General features: G+C 60.7%; 20 protein-coding genes. 9 read left to right on the forward strand and 11 right to left on the reverse strand.

The window, feature by feature from the left end; all coding sequences use genetic code 11:
- The first annotated feature begins 112 nt into the window (after positions 1–112).
- The 4 genes from dsbA (at position 113) to KZX66_RS21755 (ending at position 4,574) form a co-directional block, all read left to right on the forward strand.
- Complete coding sequence (gene dsbA / locus KZX66_RS21740) at positions 113–748, forward strand: thiol:disulfide interchange protein DsbA/DsbL (protein ID WP_248083326.1); 636 nt, start codon at positions 113–115, stop codon at positions 746–748.
- 10 nt (positions 749–758) lie between these two features.
- Positions 759–1,637, forward strand: a complete 879-nt coding sequence (locus tag KZX66_RS21745) for an endonuclease/exonuclease/phosphatase family protein (RefSeq protein WP_248083327.1) — start codon at positions 759–761, stop codon at positions 1,635–1,637.
- Positions 1,634–3,709, forward strand: a complete 2,076-nt coding sequence (locus KZX66_RS21750) for a GGDEF domain-containing protein (protein ID WP_248083328.1) — start codon at positions 1,634–1,636, stop codon at positions 3,707–3,709. The genes KZX66_RS21745 and KZX66_RS21750 overlap by 4 nt, the downstream gene beginning before the upstream one ends.
- 88 nt (positions 3,710–3,797) lie before the next feature.
- Positions 3,798–4,574: an N-acetylmuramoyl-L-alanine amidase gene (locus KZX66_RS21755; RefSeq protein ID WP_248083329.1), complete on the forward strand. Its 777-nt coding sequence runs from the start codon at positions 3,798–3,800 to the stop codon at positions 4,572–4,574.
- Here KZX66_RS21755 and KZX66_RS21760 read toward each other — a convergent pair.
- Positions 4,571–6,358 (reverse strand): ATP-binding protein, encoded by a 1,788-nt coding sequence (locus tag KZX66_RS21760; protein WP_248083330.1) that lies wholly within the window; start codon positions 6,356–6,358, stop codon positions 4,571–4,573. The two genes, KZX66_RS21755 and KZX66_RS21760, sit on opposite strands and share 4 nt — an antisense overlap.
- A gap of 10 nt (positions 6,359–6,368) precedes the next feature.
- Positions 6,369–7,715, reverse strand: coding sequence for a sigma-54 dependent transcriptional regulator (gene algB / locus KZX66_RS21765; RefSeq protein WP_248083331.1), 1,347 nt, complete (start codon positions 7,713–7,715; stop codon positions 6,369–6,371).
- A 378-nt stretch (positions 7,716–8,093) separates the two neighbouring features.
- On the opposite strand from algB, the gene KZX66_RS21770 reads away from it, so the two are divergent.
- The 5 genes from KZX66_RS21770 (at position 8,094) to KZX66_RS21790 (ending at position 12,490) form a co-directional block, all read left to right on the forward strand.
- On the forward strand, positions 8,094–8,390 hold the full coding sequence (locus tag KZX66_RS21770; RefSeq protein WP_248083332.1) for a hypothetical protein: 297 nt from the start codon (positions 8,094–8,096) through the stop codon (positions 8,388–8,390).
- A 78-nt stretch (positions 8,391–8,468) separates the two neighbouring features.
- On the forward strand, positions 8,469–8,633 hold the full coding sequence (locus KZX66_RS21775) for a DUF1328 domain-containing protein (RefSeq protein WP_002555679.1): 165 nt from the start codon (positions 8,469–8,471) through the stop codon (positions 8,631–8,633).
- A 2-nt stretch (positions 8,634–8,635) separates the two neighbouring features.
- On the forward strand, positions 8,636–9,103 hold the full coding sequence (locus tag KZX66_RS21780) for an inhibitor of vertebrate lysozyme family protein (protein ID WP_248083333.1): 468 nt from the start codon (positions 8,636–8,638) through the stop codon (positions 9,101–9,103).
- 728 nt (positions 9,104–9,831) lie between these two features.
- Complete coding sequence (gene gltP / locus KZX66_RS21785; RefSeq protein ID WP_248083334.1) at positions 9,832–11,163, forward strand: glutamate/aspartate:proton symporter GltP; 1,332 nt, start codon at positions 9,832–9,834, stop codon at positions 11,161–11,163.
- A 97-nt stretch (positions 11,164–11,260) separates the two neighbouring features.
- Entirely contained in the window at positions 11,261–12,490 is a 1,230-nt protein-coding gene (locus KZX66_RS21790) for a spore maturation protein (protein WP_248083335.1), read from the forward strand.
- 44 nt (positions 12,491–12,534) lie between these two features.
- Here KZX66_RS21790 and lptE read toward each other — a convergent pair whose 3' ends face one another.
- The 9 genes from lptE to KZX66_RS21835 form a co-directional block, all read right to left on the reverse strand.
- Complete coding sequence (gene lptE / locus KZX66_RS21795) at positions 12,535–13,146, reverse strand: LPS assembly lipoprotein LptE (protein WP_248083336.1); 612 nt, start codon at positions 13,144–13,146, stop codon at positions 12,535–12,537.
- On the reverse strand, positions 13,143–14,081 hold the full coding sequence (locus KZX66_RS21800; RefSeq protein WP_248083337.1) for an MlaD family protein: 939 nt from the start codon (positions 14,079–14,081) through the stop codon (positions 13,143–13,145). Before KZX66_RS21800 ends, lptE begins: the two co-directional genes overlap by 4 nt.
- Position 14,082: 1 nt before the next feature.
- Complete coding sequence (locus KZX66_RS21805) at positions 14,083–14,886, reverse strand: ABC transporter ATP-binding protein (RefSeq protein ID WP_248083338.1); 804 nt, start codon at positions 14,884–14,886, stop codon at positions 14,083–14,085.
- Positions 14,883–16,031 (reverse strand): ABC transporter permease, encoded by a 1,149-nt coding sequence (locus tag KZX66_RS21810; protein WP_248083339.1) that lies wholly within the window; start codon positions 16,029–16,031, stop codon positions 14,883–14,885. The genes KZX66_RS21805 and KZX66_RS21810 overlap by 4 nt, the downstream gene beginning before the upstream one ends.
- Positions 16,032–16,086: 55 nt before the next feature.
- Complete coding sequence (locus KZX66_RS21815; RefSeq protein ID WP_248083340.1) at positions 16,087–17,118, reverse strand: DUF5924 family protein; 1,032 nt, start codon at positions 17,116–17,118, stop codon at positions 16,087–16,089.
- A 72-nt stretch (positions 17,119–17,190) separates the two neighbouring features.
- Complete coding sequence (locus tag KZX66_RS21820) at positions 17,191–18,573, reverse strand: pitrilysin family protein (RefSeq protein WP_248083341.1); 1,383 nt, start codon at positions 18,571–18,573, stop codon at positions 17,191–17,193.
- Between the two features lie 57 nt (positions 18,574–18,630).
- On the reverse strand, positions 18,631–20,289 hold the full coding sequence (locus tag KZX66_RS21825) for a Na/Pi cotransporter family protein (RefSeq protein WP_248083342.1): 1,659 nt from the start codon (positions 20,287–20,289) through the stop codon (positions 18,631–18,633).
- A 210-nt stretch (positions 20,290–20,499) separates the two neighbouring features.
- Positions 20,500–21,267, reverse strand: a complete 768-nt coding sequence (locus KZX66_RS21830) for a TerC family protein (RefSeq protein WP_003187403.1) — start codon at positions 21,265–21,267, stop codon at positions 20,500–20,502.
- A 64-nt stretch (positions 21,268–21,331) separates the two neighbouring features.
- Positions 21,332–22,639, reverse strand: a complete 1,308-nt coding sequence (locus tag KZX66_RS21835; RefSeq protein WP_248083343.1) for a CitMHS family transporter — start codon at positions 22,637–22,639, stop codon at positions 21,332–21,334.
- Positions 22,640–22,716: the final 77 nt, after the last annotated feature.

Raw genomic sequence — 22,716 nt, forward strand, 5'->3', positions numbered from 1 at the left:
CCAGGCCGCCCTTTTTTGTGGCCGGTGCCGTTACACTAACGAACTCATGCCCGCGCAGACCTGTCATACCTAAAGGTCGCGTGAGGCGACCTTATTTGTCCAGGAGTAAAGCATGCGTAATCTGATCCTCAGCGCCGCTCTCGTCACTGCCAGTCTCTTCGGCATGACCGCACAGGCAGCCGACGTGCCGCTTGAAGCCGGTAAAACCTATGTGGAGCTGGCTAACCCGGTCCCGGTTGCGCAGCCAGGCAAGATCGAAGTGGTGGAGCTGTTCTGGTATGGCTGCCCGCATTGCTACGCTTTTGAGCCGATTATCAATCCGTGGGTCGAGAAGCTGCCCAAGGATGTGAACTTCAAGCGCATTCCTGCCATGTTCGGCGGTCCATGGGATGCACACGGCCAGCTGTTCCTGACCCTGGAGGCCATGGGTGTAGAACATAAGGTCCACAACGCTGTGTTTAACGCCATCCAGAAGGAAGGTAAGCGCCTGACCAAGCCGGCCGAAATGGCTGACTTCGTTGCCACTCAGGGTGTCGACAAGGACAAGTTCCTCGCCACGTTCAACTCCTTCGCTATCCAGGGTCAGATCAAGCAGGCCAAGGAACTGGCGCAGAAGTACGGCGTGCAAGGCGTACCGACCATGATCGTCAACGGCAAATACCGTTTCGACCTGGGCACTACAGGCGGTCCTGAAGCGACCCTCAATGTGGCCGACCAACTGATCGCTAAAGAGCGCGCAGCCAAGTAAGGGGCCCGTCATGCGCCGCTGGGGTACCGAACGCGTCGTTGGCCTGCACGATCCGCGGGTCAACGAGCATCACCTGGAATCGACAGGCTTGCCGGCGGATAACCGCCTGCGTCTGCTCAGCTTCAATATCCAGGTGGGCAACAGCACCGAAAAGTACCGACACTACCTCACCCGTGGCTGGCAGCATCTGCTGCCCCACAACGGGCGGGCCGGTAACCTGCAGAAGATCGGCGACCTGTTGAATGATTTCGACCTGGTCGCCCTGCAGGAAGCCGACGGTGGCAGCATACGTTCGGGCTATATCAATCAGGTGGAGCACCTGGCCCACCTCGGAGCCTTCCCTTATTGGTACCAGCAGCTCAATCGCAACCTCGGGCGCCTGGCGCAGCACAGTAATGGTGTGCTCAGCCGCTTGAAGCCGACCGCTATCGAAGATCACCCGTTGCCCGGCCCTAAAGGCCGCGGTGCGATACTCGTACGGTTTGGTGAGGGGCCTGAGGCATTGGTGGTGGTGATGATGCACCTTGCGCTCGGAGGCCGTACGCGCAACCTGCAACTGGCCTATGTGCGTGATTTGATTGGCAACTACAAGCATCAGGTGTTGATGGGGGACATGAATACCCATGCCACCGATCTGCTGCAGAATTCTCCGTTGCGCGACCTTGGATTACTGGCGCCGCAAGTCGAGGCCACCTTTCCCAGTTGGCGTCCGCAACGCTGTCTTGACCATATCCTGCTCAGTCCGAGCCTCACACTGGAAAGTGTGCAGGTGCTTGCGCAGCCCATTTCCGATCACCTGCCGGTCGCGGTAGAGATTCGTCTGCCGGGTTCGCTCACGGTTGATGCATTGCCCGCGTTGAGCCCCGGCCCTCGCGGACCCCTTGCATGAGCGACGACGCCCAGCGCTGGAAAGAAAAATACCTGTTAAGCATCGAGCAACAAGAAAAGCTCGAGCGACGTTGGGCCGCCCGCCTCGACCTGCTGCGCCGGGGGCTGGTGCGCAGTACGTTGGCGGCTGAAGGCACCGACCGTGCGGTCGACCAATGCATGAAGGAAATGCGCGACGTTGTGCGCACAGACGACATGGACGCCGCGCTCGCCGCCTTGCTGCCGCGTCTGGAGAAGGCTGTGCTGGATTCGGAGCAGCGCCGCGAAACCCGGATCGAGCAAATGAGCACTGCGCTGACCTCCCTGGTTACTCAGCTGCAAAAGCTGCCGCTGCCCCGTGAGGTCGCGCGTCCGCTGAAAACCTTTGCCAAGCAGTTGGATGGCCGCGTCAGCCAGGCCCGCGAGATACCGTTGCTGCTCAGCGAATTGAGCGGCCTGCAGGGGCAAGCCTTGAATAACCTGGAGCCGGACGGCGAAACCACACGCCCCGGGCCTGGATTGTTACAGCGCTTGTTTGGCGCCAAGGACATTGCCAGCGAAGCGCCGGTAAGCGAGTTGATTCCTGCGCCGTCATCGGCACCCGCCGGGCCTAAACCCGTTGCTGCGCCGCCGGAGCCCGAACCGTCCGAGCAGTCCGAAGCGCTCACGCAAGCCTTGCGTGCCTTTGCGCCACAGCCCGAGGCGCCGGTTGACCCGCTGCTGCAACGCCCAGTGGCCACCCACCCCGCTCAAGTTGCCAGCGAAACGTTCGTGTACGAAGCGCCCACCCAACAGGTTGCAATTGTCCAGCCCTTGACGGCCGCTGTGACGCCCGTGGTGCCTGAAACGCCTGAGCCCCAGGTCGAAGAGCCCGCTGCCGAAAGTGCTCTTGCCGCCCTTATTGAAGAGCCCCAGGTTCAAGTCGAAACGCCGGACGAGACGTTTATCGGTAGCCTCTCGCTCCCCCCTGTGCTGGATGTTGAGGCGTCCAATCCCGACGAACTGCAATCGGATGGCACCTACTCGTTGCCGGATTCGCCGGAGCCGTCCTACAGCTCCGTGGCCAAACATATTGAAGACACGCTCATCGGCCTGCTGGAAGAGTTGTCCTTGCCCGAACGGCATCGGCCTCAGGCCGAAGCGATGCGTGAGCGCCTGGCCAACGGTTTGAACTGGTACGAGTTACTGCCGATCCTTGACGACCTGGCCGTGTTGATGCTGGCGATCACCGACAGTGGCCAGCATGAATTCGAGGCTTATCTCAAGCAGCTCAACGAGCGTCTCGAAGCATTCCAGGGGCATTTGCAGGTCGCCAGTGATGGCCATGCCGACAGCCGTGCCGCCGCTCGCGAACTGGACACGCAGATTCGCGAGCAGGTCGACGGCCTGCAAAGCAGTGTGCAGGAAGCAGCAGACCTGGACAGTCTCAAACAGGTCCTTGAGAGCCACCTTGAAGGGTTGCTCGGCACCATGGACGAGCACCAGCAGCAACGCGACCAGCGCGAGCAGGAAGTGGCGTCGCGTTTGAAGAGGTTGGCAGAGCGCGTCGCGAGTATGGAGAAGGAGGCCCAGGGCTATCGTGAGCATCTTGAAGTACAGCGCCAGAAGGCCCTGATCGATCCGCTCACGGGGCTGCCCAACCGCGCGGCATGGAGCGAGCGCCTGGATCATGAAGTCAACGCCTGGCACCAACGCGGTAGCAGCCTGTCGCTGGCGATGCTGGATTTGGACCATTTCAAGCGCATCAACGATGGTTACGGCCACTTGGCCGGCGACAAAGTGTTGAAGATTATCGCCAGCGTGCTGCGCAAGCGTCTGAGGCCGAGCGACTTCATTGCGCGGTTTGGCGGCGAAGAGTTCGTGTTGCTGATGCCCGACTCACCTTTGCCGGATGCGCTGGCGGTGGGTGAAGTGCTGCGCGAGGCGATCGCAGCCTGCCCGTTCCACTTCAAAGGCGAACCGGTGACGATCACCGTATCCATGGGTGTGGCGCAGTTCCAGCAGGGTGAGCGCAGTGAGCTGGCGCTCAAACGAGCCGATGAGGCGTTGTATCGGGCCAAGGCAGCAGGGCGTAACCAGGTACAGGCCGCGTAAAAGGTGTTCCATTTTGTAATTTGACCGCCTGGCTGCAAACGGTACGTTACACTGTTGCATTATCGTCTTCAGCGTACTGTCCTCTGCCATGAAATCCTTGTACTTCGCTTGTGTGTTTCTTCTGCTGGCCGGCTGCGCCAGCGGTCCTCGCCTCAATACCAGCCATCCCTCGGCGAACCACGACAACCGCGTGCAGTTCGTCGTCGTCCACTACACCTCAACTGACCTCGAACACTCACTGGCCCTGCTGACGCACGGCCAGGTCAGTGCTCATTACCTGATCGGCGATGATGCCTCGGCCACCATTTACAAGCTGGTGGATGAAAGTCAGCGCGCCTGGCATGCCGGGGAAAGTGAGTGGATGGGGCGCACCTGGCTCAATTCCAGCTCCATTGGCATCGAGATCGTGAACCCTGGGTACCGTGACACACCGACCGGGCGCGTCTGGTACCCGTACTCCGAGGCGCAGGTGAAGTCGCTGGTGGTGTTGCTCAAGGACATCAGCAAGCGCAATGGCATCGACCCCAGGAACATCATTGGTCACAGCGATATCGCCCCGCTGCGCAAGCTTGACCCCGGTCCATTGTTCCCCTGGAAGCGCTTGGCCGATGAAGGGTTGGGCATATGGCCGGACGCTCAGGCCGTCGCACGAGTTCAGGTGCAGTACGCCGTCGAGCTGCCGAGTGTCACGTGGTTCCAGGACGAGCTGGCGCAATTGGGTTACCCGACGCCCCGGACCGGCGAATTGGATGTCGCCACGCGCCATGTGATTGCAGCGTTTCAGATGCGTTTCCGGCCATCACTGTTCGATGGCACACCAGATGCCGAAAGTGCCGCCATCCTGCGTGTGCTGAACCAGCGTTAAAGCGGCAGCGCCATATAGAACTGCGTTCCCTGGCCCGGCCGCGAATACACGCCCATGCGGCCACCGTGCAATTGCACGATCTCTTTGCACAGCGCCAGCCCCAGGCCGGCGCCGCCTTTCTTGCGGCCTACCTGGACGAAGGGTTCGAAGATCCGCCCTTGCTGCCCGTAGGCAATGCCTTCGCCGTTGTCCTCCACGCTGATAATCACCCGCTCGCCGTGGCGGCGCGCCTGCAGGCGAATCTGCCCACCGTCGGCGGTATGGCGCAGGGCGTTGCCCAGCAGATTATCGAGCACCCGCTCCAACTGCGCCCGGTCGGCGTACAACCGAGGCAGGTCGGACTGGGCTTCCACCAGCAGCTCGACGTGCTGCGCGTTGGCCACCTCTACGAAGCGCGCACGTGCGTGTTCCAGCAGATCAATGACGTCGCACGGGCCCAGGGTCAGTTTCTGCAGGCCGTTCTGGTAGCGCGAGAAGTTGAGCAAGTCATTGATCAGTTGCATCAGGCGCTGCATTTCTTCGTTCACCGTATCCAGCAGGTCCGCTTCACGGGACTCCGCCGGGAACTTCGCACGCTCGCGAAACAGTCCGAACGCCATATGCATGCCGGTCACCGGCGTGCGCAACTCGTGGGAGGCGCGCAATACAAACTCACTGCGTACCCGCTCGAACGCGCGTTGTTCGGTGACATCGTGCAGCACCATCACGGCCCCGAGTATGTGCCCTTGGGTGTGACTGACCGGCGTGAGGCTGTAGGTCAGCAGGCGCAGTTCGCCCTCGACTTCCACTTCCAGATCGTCCGGGGCCCGCTCCAGATTGCCGCCGCGCAGCACCAGTTGCAGTTGTTCATCCAGCTCCGGCCGCACCAGTGCCTCGCCCAGGCCTTGGCCGAGACGTTCTTCGTCCCAGCCCAACTGACGCTGTGCGACGGGGTTGAGATGCTCCAGGCGGCCTTGGCGGTCAATCATCAGCAGGCCATCGTCAATGCTGTCGAGTACCGCTTGCAGGCGTTGCTGGCCGGCGAGCAGTTCGTCGATATTGGTTGCCTGATGCTGGCGCAAAGCTTCGGCCATGATGCCGAACCGGCGCGTCAGTTGGTTCATTTCCGCTGCCGATGAGATCGGCAGCGTCACTTCGAAATCGCCCTGGCCGATCTTGTCGGCCGCTTTGGCCAGTGCTTCGATTGGGCCGCCAAAACGTCGGGCGATACCGTGGGCCGTGACAAATCCGATGATCAATACGGCGAGCCCCACCATCCCCAGCAGACCGGCGATCAGCAGGGCGCGCTCGCGGGATTTGTGTTCGCTGGCGCTGATGTTTTCCAGGGCTTGCTTGTGTTCGGCGATCAGCCCGTTGCGCAGCACATTGAAGGTTTCGGTGATTTTTTCTTTGCTGTCCGGGGGGCGCGGTACCTGCTGAGACTGGTCAAACGCCTCGAGCAGCGCCTGGTACTGGCGGCGTGACTGGCTGAAGCCGGTGCCATGGCCATTGCGCTGTTCATGGGCAATGCCTTGGTCCAGCAAGTCGAAGTAATGCTTTTTGGATATTCGTAGCGCTTCGGAGTCGGGGCGCTGCTCGAGCATCATGATTAACTGGTCGCCCAGGCTCTGGCGCAGTTTGAGCCCCAGGTCCAGGGTGACAAAATTGCTGCGAATCAGGGACTCCTGGGTCTTGGCCATTTGCATGACGCTGACCAGGCCCAGGATCAAGCCCAGCAAGGCGACGGTGATCAGCGCTGAGATACTCAGAAACAATCGAGTGCGCAGTTTCATCGCTAACTTCATAGGGTACAGCTCACAGGTTGTACTGCTTGCGTTTGCGATACAGGGTCGAAGCGTCAATGCCGAGGGTGCGCGCCGCCTGATCCAGTGTGTCGCTGGTGGCCAGTACGGCGCCGATGTGGGCTTTCTCCAGCTCGTCCAGGCTTAGTGCCGCGCCAATGCGCGGAGCGTTGTTGGTCGGTTGCTCGGCCATGCCCAAGTGGCTGATTTCGACTTTTTCCTGCGGGCAAATGATGCTGGCGCGCTCCACCACGTTGCGCAGCTCACGGATATTGCCCGGCCAGCGATAATTGAGCAGCGCCTCGCGCGCCTGGTCACTGAAGCCCCGCGCCGGGCGCGCGTATTCCTTGACGAAGCGGGCCAGGAAGCGGTCGGCCAGGGTCAGGATGTCTTCACTACGCTCGCGCAGCGGCGGCAGGTGCAAAGTGATGACGTTGAGTCGGTACAGCAAGTCTTCACGGAAGCGGCCGTCGCGCACCATGTCTTCCAGGTTCAGGTTGGTGGCGGCGAGGATACGCACGTCGGCGCGACGGGTAACGGGGTCGCCCACGCGCTCGTATTCTTTGTCCTGGATAAAACGCAGCAACTTTGGCTGCAACGTGAGGGGAAAGTCGCCGATCTCATCGAGAAACAGCGTGCCTCCGTCCGCTTGGTTAACACGCCCCAATGTGCTCTCACTGGCACCGGTGAACGCCCCCCGGCTATGGCCGAACAGCTCGCTTTCCATCAGTTCCGCCGTCAGCGACGGGCAGTTGATGGTCACGCAGGACTTCTTGGCGCGCTTGCTCCAACCGTGAATGGCCCGAGCCAGCTCGCCTTTGCCTGTGCCGGACTCGCCGAGGATCAGAATATTGGCGTCGGTCCCGGCCACCTGGCGGGCAGTTTCCAGCACCGCCATCATCGATGGGCTGTGGGAGTCAAGGCCGTCCTTGGGCTGACGCACTGCGCCTTCCAAGGCTTCCAGTCGCGCCGACAGCTGGCGTACTTCCAACTGCTTGGCTGTCGCCAGGCGCAGTTGATCAGGGCTGCACGGTTTGACCAGATAATCAGCCGCGCCAGCCTGGATCGCGTCCACCGCGGTATCAACGGCAGAGTGAGCCGTGACGATCACCACACGCATCCAGGGGGCCTGGATGCGCATCTGCGCCAGTACATCCAGACCGTTGTCTTCGCCCAGACGCAGGTCGAGGAAGCACAGGTCGAAGACCTGACGCTGCATCAAGGTATCCGCTTGCGCGGCGCTGTTGGCGGTGGCGACGGTGTAGCCCTCATCTTCCAGGCAATAACGGAAGGTGCGGAGGATCGCGGATTCGTCATCCACTAAAAGAATGCGGCCTTGAAGTTCCTTGGCTGATTCCATCTGTCCCGCGCTCCTTAACTATGAATGATGGTGTTTAGTCCCGGAATAATCGGGCAAGTTGCATGGTTTATTCTGATCGATAAAAGGCAACGTCGCGCAGCTATCTGCACACCTTCCTACAGCGCACCCGGCTAGTGGCATTTTCATGCCTTCTTGCCAGTTCGGCAGCGCCACAATCGTTTTCGATCCGGCGACCCGACCACTGGCCATCGTGCATTTCGCACGGGCCACCCGGGTGCATCGTGCAGGATGCCGCATAAGCTTAGAACCATCAGTGCATAACTCATTGATTATATTGAGTTTTATTTTGCAAAAAAGCTGGCACGCGCTCTGCAATACCTCTCTCAACGAATAATCAGAACGCGGGAGAAATGCAGCATGACTCGCCAAAGCCTCAGCCAGTTCCATGTATCGCCACTGCGCTTGCAGCAAGGTCTGTTTGCCAGCCTGGCCGTGATGGTCACGTTGATTGCCGGCCAGCAGATGCAGCATTGGCAGAAGAGTCAGCAATATGCCCCGCAGTTCGAACGTCCGGTAACGACTCAGACCCATTTCAGTTCCATTGGCAGCCGTTCCGCCGGTAGCGCTTCTGCTGATGTGACCGCCCCGCAATTGAGAGTGGCTGACCAGGGCACCCTGGTTGAGCTGCCTGCCCAAGAGCGTTGGGTGTTCTAGGCAAGAAACACGGTCGCTTGAATAGGCGCCCGTCACGCACTACCGCTGTTACCTCTATAAAGCGTAAGGAGAATCACCATGTTGAGTTGGGCAATCACGTTTCTGATCATCGCCATTGTGGCTGCAGTGCTGGGCTTCGGTGGTATCGCGGGCACCGCCACGGGTATCGCCAAGATTCTGTTCGTGGTCTTCCTGGTGATGTTCGTTGTGTCGTTCTTCTTTGGTCGCCGCGGCCGAGGCTGAATATGACCAGTTCGTCCTTTAAAGCCATAGCTGCCGCCCTGCTCTTGGGCGGTAGCGGCTTGGCGATGGCCGCCAATGACGGCCAGTCCCGGGCTAACGAGTTGCTCAGTGCGGACCCGCAGTACCGCGAGACGTGGCAAGGGGTGGTCAAGAAGGAAGAGCGTTTGCCGGAATGGGTGATGAACCTGTCGGGCAGCGCCGAGCAAATGAATGCCGTGGAAGAGGATGGCGATAAGTACTTGGTCGGGCCGCTCTGCGAAACCGCAGATACATGCCTGAACAAGCGCCTGATCGTCGCTTTCAGCCTCGACAAGGAAGATGCCTACGCCATGTTGGTAGAAGTCCCTGCCGGCTTACCGGCCGACAAGTCTCCGACACGGCACGCCGATTACCGTTTTATCGGTAAGCCGGATGAAGGCATGCAGAAGTTGCTGATGGAGCAGCTTAAGAAAGATCCGAATTGGTACTAGGTGCCGTCTGACGCGTTTGTCGTCTGCGGGGCCAGCGTCCATAGAAAGAAGCACCCTCGCTTCTTTCTGTCTGCACGGCTCGCCAAGGGCAGTGCATGACCAGGGGGCCGGGTTGCTCTGATCAAATGGGATCGGCGCGACCTACGGGTACAGGGAGTGCCTGCGCAAGGGCCGGGTCAGGTGAAAAGCTGCGACGCAGGTTCACAAGCCAACGGCTTGCTGAACTTGCGGCGGGCTTGTAATGCTCATCTCGTCTTGATATGCCGCCTATAGCTGCAAAATTTCTTTTCGCCCGATCCCAACCTTTACTGAGTGTGTCGGCGCGACCATCTATCGAGAAAGTTTTGCGCGCACTTTGCCACTCTTCTCACGCATCACCGTGAAATATCTAGTCATTTCCTGTCGCGCACCTAATGCGTGCAGACTCTCTGAGCGAGCCTGAATTGGCCGGTTCACGGCATATTCACCTGACAAAATGTCGCATTTGAACTGACCGATCGGACAGTTATTATCAAAAAGAGTCATGCCGATTCGGCATGGGGTAGGCGTTTACGGCATTAGACGGCGCTCCCTTGCATCGGAATAGTTGCGCCTTTTTTCGCCTGCCAGTAAGCCATTTCGGCCACGCTGCGGTGACCTTTCATGGAGGCAGATGCACACACTTTTTCGCTCTCGAGCGTTCCAGCTGGCGCATTTGCCTTAAGTTCACTTGAAGTAAGGGTAATGACATGAAGAAGGCAAAGCTAAGCCTCGCCTGGCAGATCCTCATCGGTTTGGTGCTGGGGATTGCAATCGGTGCAGTGCTCAACCATTTCAGTGCCGAGAAGGCCTGGTGGATCAGCAACGTGCTGCAGCCGGCAGGCGATATCTTTATCCGCCTGATCAAGATGATCGTGATCCCGATTGTGATTTCCTCGCTGATCGTCGGCATCGCCGGTGTCGGTGACGCGAAAAAACTCGGTCGCATCGGCGTCAAAACCATCCTTTACTTCGAAATCGTCACCACCATCGCCATCGTGGTCGGCCTGCTGTTGGCCAATATCTTCCATCCGGGCGCCGGCATCGACATGAGCACCCTGGGGACGGTGGATATCTCCAAGTACCAGGCGACCGCCGCTGAAGTGCAGCATGAGCATGCGTTCATCCAGACCATCCTCAACCTGATCCCCTCGAATATCTTCGCCGCCGTCGCCCGTGGCGAAATGCTGCCGATCATCTTCTTCTCTGTACTGTTCGGCCTGGGCTTGTCGAGCCTCAAGCCTGAGCTGCGCGAGCCGCTGGTGACGCTGTTCCAGGGCGTGTCCGAGAGCATGTTCAAAGTGACCCACATGATCATGAAGTACGCCCCGATCGGCGTCTTCGCACTGATCGCGGTGACCGTCGCCAACTTTGGCTTCGCCTCGTTGCTGCCGCTGGCCAAGCTGGTGATCCTGGTTTACGTCGCGATCCTGTTCTTCGCCTTTGCGGTATTGGGCCTGATCGCCCGCCTGTTCGGCTTCTCGATCCTCAAGCTGATCCGCATCTTCAAGGATGAACTGGTGCTGGCGTATTCCACCGCCAGCTCCGAAACCGTGCTGCCGCGCGTGATCGAGAAGATGGAGGCCTATGGCGCGCCGAAGGCCATCTGCAGCTTCGTGGTACCGACCGGTTACTCCTTTAACCTCGACGGTTCGACCCTGTACCAGAGCATCGCGGCAATCTTTATCGCCCAGCTGTACGGCATCGACCTGTCGATCGGCCAGCAACTGATGCTGGTGCTGACCCTGATGGTCACCTCCAAAGGTATCGCCGGTGTACCGGGTGTGTCCTTTGTGGTGCTGCTGGCGACCCTGGGCAGTGTGGGTATCCCGCTCGAAGGACTGGCGTTCATCGCCGGTGTCGACCGCGTCATGGACATGGCGCGTACCGCCCTCAATGTGATCGGCAACGCCCTGGCGGTGTTGGTGATCTCGCGCTGGGAAGGCATGTACGACGACGCCAAGGGCGCCCGCTACTGGAACTCTCTGCCGCACTGGCGCAGCAAAGAAGCTTTACCGACCGCCCAGGCCACTCGCGGCTGACAGCACGACGGCTCTGAGACAAACCCCGGGAAATCCGGGGTTTGTCGTTTCTGCCAGCCCCGCTATCATTCGCCCCATCTTTCGGGGGATTTAACTGATGCTCAATGGCCTGTGGCTTGGCTTCTTTGTTGTGGCAATGGTGTCAGCACTGGCGCAATGGCTGGTCGGCGGTAACGCCGGGATTTTTGCGGCCATGGTGGAAAGCATTTTCGCCATGGCCAAGTTGTCGGTGGAAGTGATGGTGCTGCTGTTCGGCACCCTGACCTTGTGGTTGGGCTTTTTGCGCATTGCCGAGAAAGCCGGCATCGTCGATTGGCTGGCAAAGGCTCTGGGTCCGCTGTTTCGCCGCCTGATGCCGGAAGTGCCGGCCGGCCATCCGGCTATCGGTTTGATCACCCTCAACTTCGCCGCCAACGGCTTGGGCCTGGACAACGCGGCAACGCCCATCGGCCTGAAAGCCATGAAGGCGTTGCAGGAACTCAACCCTATCCCCAACACCGCCAGTAACGCGCAGATCCTGTTCCTGGTGCTTAACGCATCCTCGTTGACGCTGTTGCCGGTGACCATCTTTATGTACCGCGCCCAGCAAGGCGCTGCCGACCCGACGCTGGTGTTCCTGCCGATTCTGCTGGCCACCAGTGCCTCGACCCTGGTGGGCCTGCTCTCGGTGGCTGTGATGCAGCGCCTGCGCTTGTGGGACCCGGTGGTGCTGGCCTACCTGATTCCAGGCGCGCTGGTGTTGGGTGGCTTTATGGCGTTGCTGGCGACCTTGTCTGCCACGGCCTTGGCCGGTTTGTCGTCGATCCTCGGCAACCTCACGTTGTTTGGCCTGATCATGCTGTTCCTGCTGATCGGCGCCTTGCGCAAGGTGAAGGTGTACGAAACGTTTGTCGAAGGCGCCAAAGAAGGCTTCGATGTGGCCAGGAACCTGCTGCCCTACCTGGTCGCGATGCTCTGCGCCGTGGGCGTGCTGCGCGCCTCCGGGGCCCTGGAGTTCGGCCTGGAAGGCATTCGCCATGTGGTGGCGTGGACGGGCATGGACACGCGCTTCGTCGACGCGCTGCCGACGGCCATGGTCAAGCCGTTCTCCGGCAGTGCGGCGCGGGCGATGCTGATCGAGACCATGCAGAGCCAGGGCGTCGATAGCTTCCCGGCATTGGTCGCGGCGACGATCCAAGGCAGTACCGAAACCACCTTTTATGTGTTGGCCGTGTATTTCGGCTCGGTGGGGATTCAGCGGGCCAGGCACGCGGTGGGGTGTGCATTGCTGGCGGAGTTTGCCGGCGTCGTGGCGGCAATTGCGGTGTGCTACTGGTTCTTTGGTTGACGCTCAGATTGATCTCGCAGGCGAGTCGGCGGCCTGCGATGCCGTCAGTCTCTGGCTGATCTGTTGCCCTGGGCCACGACCCAATCCACCACCTGCCTGTTCAATTGATCCGCGGCGTGCCCAAAAGCGGCCACCACCGCAGGCACTTTGGTATCTGCCACTGGCTGGCGCACTTCAAACCGCTGACTGGCGATAATCCGTTGGTCACGTCCACGCACCAGCCGCGCGTCGAGACGTATCACCACCTCTACCGCACTGCCCAGATACTCGCTTTGAAACGCTTGCAACTGCCCTCCCAGTTCATAGTCGGCCTGCAAGTTGGTCTCGTCGGTGCTCAACAGCGTCACCCGACCGTCACGCTGAAAGCCGTCCAGCAGGCGATTGCGCAACAGCACCGGCGCTGGATCGCTCCAGCGCGCGTTTGCATAGCTGCTGATCAGATCGCCATTGGGCACCACGGCAATGCGTGGGCTGTCGAGGAACTCGCTGGTCTGCGGTTTGGTCAGTCGCAGCGACCAGTTCACCGGCGTGCCTTGCGTGACGGTCTGGGCGGCGGCCAGGCGATACACGTCCGAAGGGTCGGCCTTGGGCAGGATCGAGCAAGCGCTGATCAGGGCCAAAGCTACAGGGGCAATCATTTGGTAAGCACGCTTCATGGCGTGAACTCCTTGTTCTTATCGCTGCCCAGCAGATAACCGCTGGGGTTGGCTTCCAGGCGGCGGGAAATGGCGCGCAACGAACCGAGGGTTTCGCGTAGTTCGCGCACGGCCGGGGCCAGTTCATTGAGGCCCTGCATGCCACTGTTCACCGAGGCCTTGTTGTCGTTGAGCAAGGAGTTAATGGTGGCGGTGCTTTGCTCAAGGGACTTCATCGCCTGCTCGGCGCTGCCGAAGGCCTGCTTGCCCTGATCGTTGAGCAGGCCGTTGGCATTGCGCATCAGCACCGTGGTCTGCTCCAGGGCGGCGCTGGCCTGTTTGCTCACTTGCATCAGCTGCTGCATCACCATCTTGATATCACCGCGTTGGTCGGCAATCGCACCCGTGGTCAGTTGCAGGTTATCCAGGGTCTTGCTCAGGCGGTCGACGTTCTCTGAGGAGAACATCGCGTTGGCGTTGTGCAGCAGCAGGTTGATGCCGGTCATCAGGTCGTTGCTGTTGTTCAGCAGTCGCGCGATGGGCGAAGGCGAGGCGATGATCTGCGGCAGGTTGCCGTCCTTGCCCTTGAGCACCGGGCTTTGCGGGGTACCGCCGCTGAGCTGGATGATTGAGGTGCCGGTGATGCCGGTCAGCGCCAGCTTGGCCTGGGTGTCTTCCTTGATCGGTGTTTGCCCGGCCAGGCGAATGCGCGCCAGTACGCGGCGCGGGTCTTTAGGGTCCAGGCTCAGGCTGATCACATCGCCCACCTTGATCCCGCTGTATTGCACCGAACTGCCCTGGGACAGGCCGCTGACCGCCTCGTTGAAGATCACTTCGTAATCCTGGAAGGCGCTGTCGACGCTGGATTTGGCCAGCCACAGGCCAAACAGCATCGCGCCGACCACCACGATTACGCTGAACAGACCGATCATCACATGATGGGCTCGGGTTTCCATGTCATACCTCGTTGAGCGGTTGAGCGGCATCCAATGCCGCGCGGCCCCGAGGGCCGTGGAAATATTCGTGAATCCAGGCGTCGTTCGTTTCCGAGACGACATCGATGGCATCGGCCACCAGCACTTTCTTCTGCGCCAGCACCGCCACGCGGTCGGTGATGGTGTACAGCGTGTCGAGGTCATGGGTGACCAGGAACACACTCAGGCCCAGCGCGTCGCGCAGGGTCAGGATCAACTGGTCGAATTGCGCCGCGCCGATCGGGTCGAGGCCCGCGGTGGGTTCATCGAGGAACAGGATGTCCGGGTCCAGCGCCAGGGCCCGGGCCAGGGCGGCGCGCTTGATCATGCCGCCGGACAGCGAGGCCGGGTACTTGTCGGCGGCCGACAGCGGCAGCCCGGCCAGCGCAAGTTTGACCGCCGCCAGGTGCTCGGCATCCCGGCGGCTGAGGCCGGCGTGTTCGATCAGCGGCAGTGCGACGTTTTCGGTGACGGTCAGCGAGGAGAACAGCGCGCCCTTCTGGAACAGCACGCCAAAGCGTCGTTCCACCAGGGAGCGTTCCTGCTCGGGCAAGCTTGGCAGGTTCTTGCCGAACACCCGCACCTCGCCTTCGCTGGGTCGGCGCAGGCCGACGATACTGCGCAGCAACACCGATTTGCCGCTGCCGGAGCCGCCGACGACGGCGAGGATTTCGCCCTTGTATAAGTCCAGGTCGAGGTTTTCATGCACGCTCTGGCTACCAAAGCGATTGCACAGGCCGCGTACCTGGATCACCGCCTCGGTGGGCGCCCGGTGTAAACGGCTCACCAGCTCATCTCCATGAAGAACAACGCGGCCACCGCATCCAGCACGATCACCACAAAGATCGATTGCACCACGCTGGAGGTGGTGTGCGCGCCGACCGATTCGGCACTGCCGCTGACCTTAAAGCCTTCCAGGCAGCCGATGGCCGCGATCAGGAAGGCAAAGATCGGCGCTTTCGCCATGCCCACCAGGAAATGCTGAACGCCAATGTCCGATTGCAGCAACGAGAGAAACATCGCCGGCGAAATATCCAAGGCCACTGCGCATACGACGCCCCCGCCGATGATGCCCGAGAGCATCGCCAGGAAGGTCAGCATCGGCAGCGCTACGAGCAAGGCCAGCACGCGGGGCAATACCAGCAGCTCCATCGGGTCCAGACCCAAGGTGCGGATAGCGTCGATTTCTTCGTTGGCTTTCATGGAGCCGATTTGTGCGGTGAATGCGCTGGCGGTGCGACCGGCGATCAGGATCGCGGTGAGCAGCACGCCGAATTCGCGCAGGAAGGAAAACGCCACCAGGTCCACGGTAAAGATCGTCGCGCCGAAACTCTTGAGCACGGTGGCGCCGAGAAATGCCACCACAGCGCCCACCAGAAAGGTCAGCAAGGCCACGATGGGCGCGGCGTCGAGGCCGACCTGTTCCAGATGCGCAACCATCGGCGTGAGGCGCCAGCGCTTAGGGCGGAAAATGCCTCGGGCGAAGGTTTCGAGGATCAGGCCGATAAATCCCAGCAACTGCTTGCTGTCCTGCCAAACCGTATCTACCGCGCGGCCGATGCGTGCCAGGAGTTGGATGCCGGTGGCTTCTTCGGGGGCTTTATCCGGTACGCAAAAGTCATTCAACGAGCGGTAGACGGTCTTGAGCAGTGCGCGGTCAGCGGCAGACAGGCTGCAATCGGTCTGCTCGGCGGATTGCTCGATTCGGGTCGGCCCCAGCAGTTCCACCAACAACGAGGCGCCGGCGGTATCCAGGGCACCGAGGCCGTTGAGGTCGATGCGCGCGCCGGCGTCGTACTGGCCGTCGAGTTTGTCCGACAGCTTTTTCAGGTTTGCGTAGTGGGCAAGCGTCCAGTCCCCCGTAATCCGCAGTAACGGAGGCACGCTGGACGTATCGAGGTGGGCTGCGCCGGGCGTGGTGCTACTGGTCATAAGCTCCGAGCTTGTATTGGCTATCCACAATTGCTACGTAATAGCACGATCCAGCCTACTTGGGGTTGTCCGTTTGTGCTGTCTCAGTGACTTTGAAGCGCAGCACGCCGATCACCTGACCGTCTTCGGTGAGCACCTGCACTTGCCAGCGGCCCGCCGCATCGGCGGGGAAGTTCTGCTTGTGGGTCCAGGCGCGGTAGCCCTCCTTGCGCCCACCGTGGATATCCAAAGCGATGCGGTCGACTTCTTTACCGTTGAATTTCCACACGTGGTAGATCCGCTCGTCGAGCCCGCGCGGCGCGTTGATCGCGGTGTAGGCGTACAGCCCACCGCTACGCAGCTGGGCGGCGTTGACGTCCTTGAGGTCGTCGCCGGGTGTGCGGTCTTGCAGCTGGGTGCTGATGGCCACTTCAGTCATCCACAGTGTGGCCGGTGGTACCCAACTGCGCAGAAACCAGCCCGCGCAGCCGATGGCGGCCGTGACCCCCAGCAACATCGCCCAGCCTTTGAGGCTGCGCAGCGGCAGGCTGACCGCCAGGCTAGGGATCGACAAAACCATGGCTACGCCGAGGGCGAGTTTGTAGCTCTGGGCAGTGGTCAGGTGCAGGATGATCGGCAGCGCGGTAAGCAGTGCGGCGAACAGGGTCAGGGTGTGCAACGCCAGGAACAGCGAGCGCTTGGGGGCCAGCCATTTGTAGTACAGCGGATCGATGATCGACACCAGCGCGGCGGCGCCCAGCAGGCCGGTAAAGATCGACTGGCCGCTGTTCCAGGCGGTGGTGACAAAAAAGAACGGCAGCACAAAGAACAGGCTTTCCTGGTGGATCATCTGGGTGGCGTAGCGCAGCAGCGGTTCGGGGATTTCCCGCTTAAACACTTTGGTAAACAGCTGGGTAAAGCTGTTCTCCAGCATCAGCCACAGCCAGCTCACCAGCATGATCACCGCGATCCAGCTGGCCATGCCCTGCTGGCGGTCCACCAGGATGAAGCTGCAGACACCCGAAATGAAACCGCCGAGTGCGATCACCCCTGGGTAGCGCTTCATCAATTCGAGGATGCGCTGGATGTAGTGGGTCAGGTTCGGCATTCGGCGGGTCACAGTCTTTGTAGGAAAAAATCCCAGACAGAATAACGTCTTAGGCCCGTGTTCGGTGTCTCATTACGCGATCCGTTTGCGATAAACCCGCACGCCGATCATTACAAAGGCGATCAGGCCAAGTACACCGGCGCCGAGCCAATTGAGCATGTCGTAGCTGAGCAGCGGCTTTTCGATACGCCAATACCCGGGTTGCTGGAGTACCTGGCGCATGGCCTGGTTGGCCCCGTCCAGGTTGACGGCCTTGATGCGTTTGACCGGGTCGCTGAAGCGACCTTTGTCGTAGTCGGCCGCCGCCGCCCAATAGTAGTCGGCCAAGGCGCTGTTGCCCTGCACGGCCCAGGCTTGTCGCGCGATAGCGGCCTGTTGCAGGCGGGCGAAGGTGACTGGGTCGAGGCCTTCCTTGAGCAGTTGCGCGGTGAGGTCGCGCATTGCCTGTTCGGCTTCGGGCAGCTTGTCCCGCTCCAGATCGGCATTGAGGCTGAGAAAGCCGACGCCGCCGAGAACTTCGCGCTCGCTGTGTGGGCCGTAGGACAAACCGTGCTTGAGGCGCAGTTGGCGGTACAGCGCCCAGTCGAGGTAGTCCTTGAGCAGGTCGTAGGTTTCATCGTGCTGGTCGTCCAGCACCGGTTCCGGGAGCAGCCAGTGCAGTTTGGCGCCGTCGCCGACCCAGCCATGGATCAGTTCGCGATGGTCGAGGGCCGTGTGCTGGATCGCTGGCAGCGGCAGGTGTTCGGTGGGGTCGACCGGGTCGAGCTCGCCGTAGGTGCGCTCCAGGTAGGCCGGTAGCAGTTTGTCGAGTTCGCCGACGACGATCAGCGTCATGTTGTTGGGGGCGTACCAACGCTTGCGCAGCATCTGCAACTGCTCACGGGTCAGGTGATCGACCTCGGCACGCTCGGCGCACTTGAGCCCCAACTCGACCGCCAGTTGATTGCTGGCGGTGTGGCCGAGGTCCTGGCGGTCGAGCAGACGTTGCAGGTGCGAGTAATGGCCGCCGTCTTCGCGTTCGACGACTTTTTTGGCCGCGTCGATGTTGGCGTCGTTCAGTTCGGTGCGGGTGATGATTGCCAGCAGCAGATCGAGCACTTTGCGCTGGTTCTGCGCCGGGGCCTCAATCACAAAAGTGGTGTCGGCGTTGCTGGTGTAGGCGTTCCATTCGCCGCCCAGGGCTTGCATGCGCTCCTCAAGGTCGCCTTCGTCCCCGCCATCAATGCCACTGAACAGCACATGCTCGAGCAGGTGTGGCAGTTCTTTTTGCTCACAACTGAAGTCGTCCAGGCCTACGCCCACCACCAGCCGAATAGCCACATGCCCGCGCTCGGTGCCCGGTTTGAGCAACACCTGCAGGCCGTTGGGCAAGGTGTAGCCCTCCACTTGCAGGCGATCAAAGGCAAAGGCGTGGGCAGAACCCATGAGCAGGCAGGCGAATAACAGGCGACGCATAACTGGCTTCCTGGCGAGTGAGGTCAGCTTTAACTGACTTCACGGGCCATCGTACGTTCAGGGTGAATGCGTGATGTCGGCAATATCTTCGGCCGAGAGCGCGCCGGTGTCGGACGTTTCCAACACTACATAGGCACTGCTGCAAAACAACGAGTTCAAGCGTTTCATGTCAGCAATCAGCTCCAGGTGCAGGGAACTGGTCTCCAGGCTTTGTACGATCTTGCGTTGCAGGCGACTGACGTGGGCGTGGGCCAGGCGGCGCTCCTGGGCGCGGAAGCGGCGTTTCTCACGCAGCAATTGGCGGGCGCTGTGCGGGTCGGCGCTGAGGAACACCGACAGGCCCAGGCGCAGGTTGGCGATCAATTGGCTGTGCAGGTCGGTGAGTTCTTCCAGGCCGACTTCAGAGAACTGGCGACGCTGGGAGGTTTTTTGCTGCTGGACTTTGCGCAGCATGCGTTCGATCAAGTCGCCGGCGAGCTTGAGGTTGATCGACAGCTCAATGATCTCGGCCCAGCGGCGACTGTCGTGCTCGCTCAGGTCTTCGCGGGGCATTTGCGCCAGGTAGAGCTTTATCGCGCTGTAGAGGGCTTCGACGTCGTCGCTGAGGCTGCGCATTTCCTGGGTGATGGCGGTCTGTTTGCCGCGCAGTACTTCCTGCATCGACGTGAGCATGTTGTCGATCAAGTCGCCCAGTCGCAGGGTTTCTCGCGCCGCGTTAGCCAAGGCCAGGCTCGGTGTGGTGAGCGCTGTCGGGTCCAGGTGGCGCGGTTTGGTCTTGCCGTTGGCGTCTTCACGCTCGGGCAGCAACCACGCGCACAAGCGAGCCATTGGGCCGATGGTGGGCAACAGGATCAGGCAGCGGCTAACGTTGTAGAGCAGATGGAAGGTGATGACCATGCCCTGGGCACTGTAATCCAAGTCGTCCATCCAGCGTACGAGCGGGTCGAGCACAGGAATGATCAGCAGCAGGCCGATCAGTTTGTATAACAGACTGCCCAGAGCGACCTGGCGTCCGGCGGCGTTCTGCATGCTGGTGCTGAGAAAGGCCAGCACGCCGCTGCCGATGTTGGCGCCGATGACCAGGCCGATGGCCACGTGCAAACCGATCACGCCCGCGCCGGCCAGGGTGGCTGTGAGCAGGACGGCGGCCAGGCTGGAGTAGGAGACCATCGCAAACAAGGCGCCGACCAGGGCATCGAGCAGGATGTCGCCGGTCAGCGACGCGAAGATTACTTTGACGCCCTGGGCGTGGGTAATCGGCCCGGCGGCTTCGACGATCAATTGCAGCGCCAGGATGATCAAGCCGAGGCCGATGCCCACCCGCCCCAATTGCCCCGCCCGCGTCTGCTTGCGCGACAGGAAGAAGATCACCCCGAGAAAAATCAGCAGGGGCGACAGCCAGGACAAGTCAAAGGTGAGTACCCGCGCCATCAGCGCGGTACCGACGTCGGCGCCGAGCATGGTCGCCAAGGCGGGCATCAGGCCCATCAAGCCTTGGCCGACAAACGACGTCACCAGCATCGCCGTGGCGTTGCTGCTCTGCACCATGGCCGTCACCAGAATGCCGGCGATAAAGGCGAGCCAGCGCCTGGACATATTCTGCCCGATGACTTGGCGCAAGTTGGAGCCGTAGACCCGCAGGATCCCGGTACGGACGATGTGCGTGCCCCAAATGAGCAGGGTCACGGCGGAAAGCAGATTGAGCAAGGTCAGCATGCTCGGCCCCCCGTGTGGGTGTGCTCCAACGGAGCAAATCAGTATTGCCGCGTGCCGCTCTACGTCTTGTACTTAAGCTGTAGTTGGCGAATAGGCGGTGCGCCAGCATCGCATAGCTAAAGTTGGGATTGAAACAAAACTGTCATGAATTCAGCTTTTTGCGGACGAAAAAAAGGGGCTCGAAAGCCCCTTCTGGACAGCGGGTCAGGTTTATTGACCCGGAATGTCCTTGCGCAGTTTCACCGGATCCTGCTGTTTCTTCTTTTTCGCGATGGCGGTACGCATCTTGATGTTTACCGCCTCCACCGCCAGCGAGAACGCCATGGCGAAGTAGACGTAGCCTTTTGGTACGTGCACGTCGAAGGATTCAGCAATCAGCACTGTACCCACTACCAGCAGGAACGACAGTGCGAGCATTTTCAACGACGGGTGCTTGTCGATGAATTCGCTGATGGTGCCCGCGGCCAGCATCATCACCAGAACGGCTACGACGATGGCGGCTACCATGACCGGTACGTGGGAAACCATACCCACGGCAGTAATGACCGAGTCCAGGGAGAACACGATGTCGATGATCGCGATCTGAATGATGGTGTAGATGAACTTGCCGCCGGCGCCTTTAGGCTCGTCTTGGGTTTCGTCTTCACCTTCCAGGGCGTGGTACATCTCCTGGGAGCTTTTCCACAGCAGGAACAGGCCGCCGAAGAACAGGATCAGGTCGCGTCCGGAAATGCCTTGGCCAAACACCACGAACAGGTCTGCGGTCAGTTGCATGACCCAGGTGATCGACAGCAGCAGCAGGATGCGTGTGACCATGGCCAGCGCCAGGCCGAAGATCCGGGTGCGCGCCTGCATATGCTTGGGCATGCGGCTGACCAGGATCGAAATCATGATGATGTTATCGATGCCCAGGACGATCTCGAGAGCCGTCAGGGTGAAGAAGGCAATCCAGATTTCCGGATTGGTCAGCCATTCCATGTGTATTCCTTTGAGCGTGTGTTAGACCGCACCGGCGTAGGGCCGGCGCAGTTGGGTTGTACGATTATAGAGTGCTGAACAGCGGAAAAATCCCCATCAGCAATGCGGCAAACATTATGCACAGGCACACCAATACTGCCCACTTCAGTGTGAAGCGCTGGTGATCACCAAATTCGATACCGGCCAGGGCCACCAGCAGGTAAGTCGAGGGTACCAACGGGCTGAGCAAGTGCACCGGCTGGCCAACGATGGAGGCGCGGGCCATTTCTACAGCGGTGATACCGTAGTGGCTGGCGGCTTCGGCCAATACCGGCAGTACGCCATAGTAGAACGCATCGTTAGACATGAAGAAGGTGAACGGCATGCTCACCAGCGCCGTGATCACTGCCAGATACGGGCCCATGGCTTCCGGAATGACCGCCAGCAGGCTCTTGGACATGGCATCGACCATGCCGGTGCCTGACAGGATCCCGGTGAAAATACCCGCAGCAAAGATCAGCCCCACCACCGCCAGTACGCTGCCGGCGTGGGCGGCGACGCGGTCTTTCTGCATTTGCAGGCAGGGATAGTTGACGATCATCGCGATGCTGAACGCCACCATGAACAGCACCGGCAGCGGCAACAGGCCGGCAATCAGGGTGCACATCAGGGCGAAGGTCAGGGCGCCGTTGAACCAGATCAGTTTTGGACGGCGGGCGTCCGGGTATTGCGACACGCTGATCTCGCTGTGGTCGATATCGTCGCCTTGCAGATGCAGTTCACCCAGACGTGCGCGTTCGCGCTTGCCGTACATGTAGGCGATCACCAGGATCGCGACGACACCGGCGGCCATGGCCGGGATCATCGGCACGAAAATATCCGAAGGGTCTACGTGCAGCGCACTGGCGGCGCGGGCGGTCGGGCCACCCCAGGGGGTCATGTTCATCACGCCACCGGCGAGGATGATCAGGCCGGCCATGATTCGCGGGCTCATGCCGATGCGCTGGTACAGCGGCAGCATGGCCGCCACGCAGATCATGTAGGTGGTGGCGCCGTCGCCGTCGAGGGACACCACCAGGGCCAGCACGGCGGTGCCGACCGACACCTTCAGTGGGTCGCCCTTGACCATCTTGAGAATCTTGCGCACGGCCGGGTCGAACAGGCCGGAGTCGATCATCAAGGCAAAGTAAAGGATGGCGAACATCAGCATCACGCCGGTCGGCGCGAGCTTGGTGATGCCTTCGAGCATCATTGGGCCGATCTTCGGTGCGAAACCGCCGAACAGCGCGAACAGGATCGGGACGATGATCAGAGCGATCAGCGCGGACAGGCGCTTGGTCATGATCAGGAACATGAACGTGATGACCATGGCAAAGCCAAGGAAAGTCAGCATAGGAATACTCCAGGCGTAGCGCAGCTAGGGAATGGCGAACCGGGTGGCGGTCAGCGCAGAACGAAAGGCACGAGACG

Source organism: Pseudomonas sp. EYE_354 (assembly GCF_023148575.1).
Lineage (GTDB): Bacteria > Pseudomonadota > Gammaproteobacteria > Pseudomonadales > Pseudomonadaceae > Aquipseudomonas.

Bases quoted from the DNA above. Each gene is read 5' to 3' on its own strand.
- KZX66_RS21770 (WP_248083332.1), top strand. From the start codon at position 8,094: ATGACTCGCCAAAGCCTCAGCCAGTTCCATGTATCGCCACTGCGCTTG.
- gltP (WP_248083334.1), top strand. From the start codon at position 9,832: ATGAAGAAGGCAAAGCTAAGCCTCGCCTGGCAGATCCTCATCGGTTTG.
- KZX66_RS21750 (WP_248083328.1), top strand. From the start codon at position 1,634: ATGAGCGACGACGCCCAGCGCTGGAAAGAAAAATACCTGTTAAGCATC.
- algB (WP_248083331.1), bottom strand. From the start codon at position 7,715: ATGGAATCAGCCAAGGAACTTCAAGGCCGCATTCTTTTAGTGGATGAC.
- KZX66_RS21835 (WP_248083343.1), bottom strand. From the start codon at position 22,639: ATGCTGACTTTCCTTGGCTTTGCCATGGTCATCACGTTCATGTTCCTG.
- KZX66_RS21810 (WP_248083339.1), bottom strand. From the start codon at position 16,031: ATGACCAGTAGCACCACGCCCGGCGCAGCCCACCTCGATACGTCCAGC.
- KZX66_RS21800 (WP_248083337.1), bottom strand. From the start codon at position 14,081: ATGGAAACCCGAGCCCATCATGTGATGATCGGTCTGTTCAGCGTAATC.
- dsbA (WP_248083326.1), top strand. From the start codon at position 113: ATGCGTAATCTGATCCTCAGCGCCGCTCTCGTCACTGCCAGTCTCTTC.
- KZX66_RS21830 (WP_003187403.1), bottom strand. From the start codon at position 21,267: ATGGAATGGCTGACCAATCCGGAAATCTGGATTGCCTTCTTCACCCTG.
- KZX66_RS21825 (WP_248083342.1), bottom strand. From the start codon at position 20,289: ATGCTGACCTTGCTCAATCTGCTTTCCGCCGTGACCCTGCTCATTTGG.
- KZX66_RS21820 (WP_248083341.1), bottom strand. From the start codon at position 18,573: ATGCGTCGCCTGTTATTCGCCTGCCTGCTCATGGGTTCTGCCCACGCC.
- lptE (WP_248083336.1), bottom strand. From the start codon at position 13,146: ATGAAGCGTGCTTACCAAATGATTGCCCCTGTAGCTTTGGCCCTGATC.
- KZX66_RS21745 (WP_248083327.1), top strand. From the start codon at position 759: ATGCGCCGCTGGGGTACCGAACGCGTCGTTGGCCTGCACGATCCGCGG.
- KZX66_RS21815 (WP_248083340.1), bottom strand. From the start codon at position 17,118: ATGCCGAACCTGACCCACTACATCCAGCGCATCCTCGAATTGATGAAG.
- KZX66_RS21790 (WP_248083335.1), top strand. From the start codon at position 11,261: ATGCTCAATGGCCTGTGGCTTGGCTTCTTTGTTGTGGCAATGGTGTCA.
- KZX66_RS21775 (WP_002555679.1), top strand. From the start codon at position 8,469: ATGTTGAGTTGGGCAATCACGTTTCTGATCATCGCCATTGTGGCTGCA.
- KZX66_RS21760 (WP_248083330.1), bottom strand. From the start codon at position 6,358: ATGAAGTTAGCGATGAAACTGCGCACTCGATTGTTTCTGAGTATCTCA.
- KZX66_RS21780 (WP_248083333.1), top strand. From the start codon at position 8,636: ATGACCAGTTCGTCCTTTAAAGCCATAGCTGCCGCCCTGCTCTTGGGC.
- KZX66_RS21755 (WP_248083329.1), top strand. From the start codon at position 3,798: ATGAAATCCTTGTACTTCGCTTGTGTGTTTCTTCTGCTGGCCGGCTGC.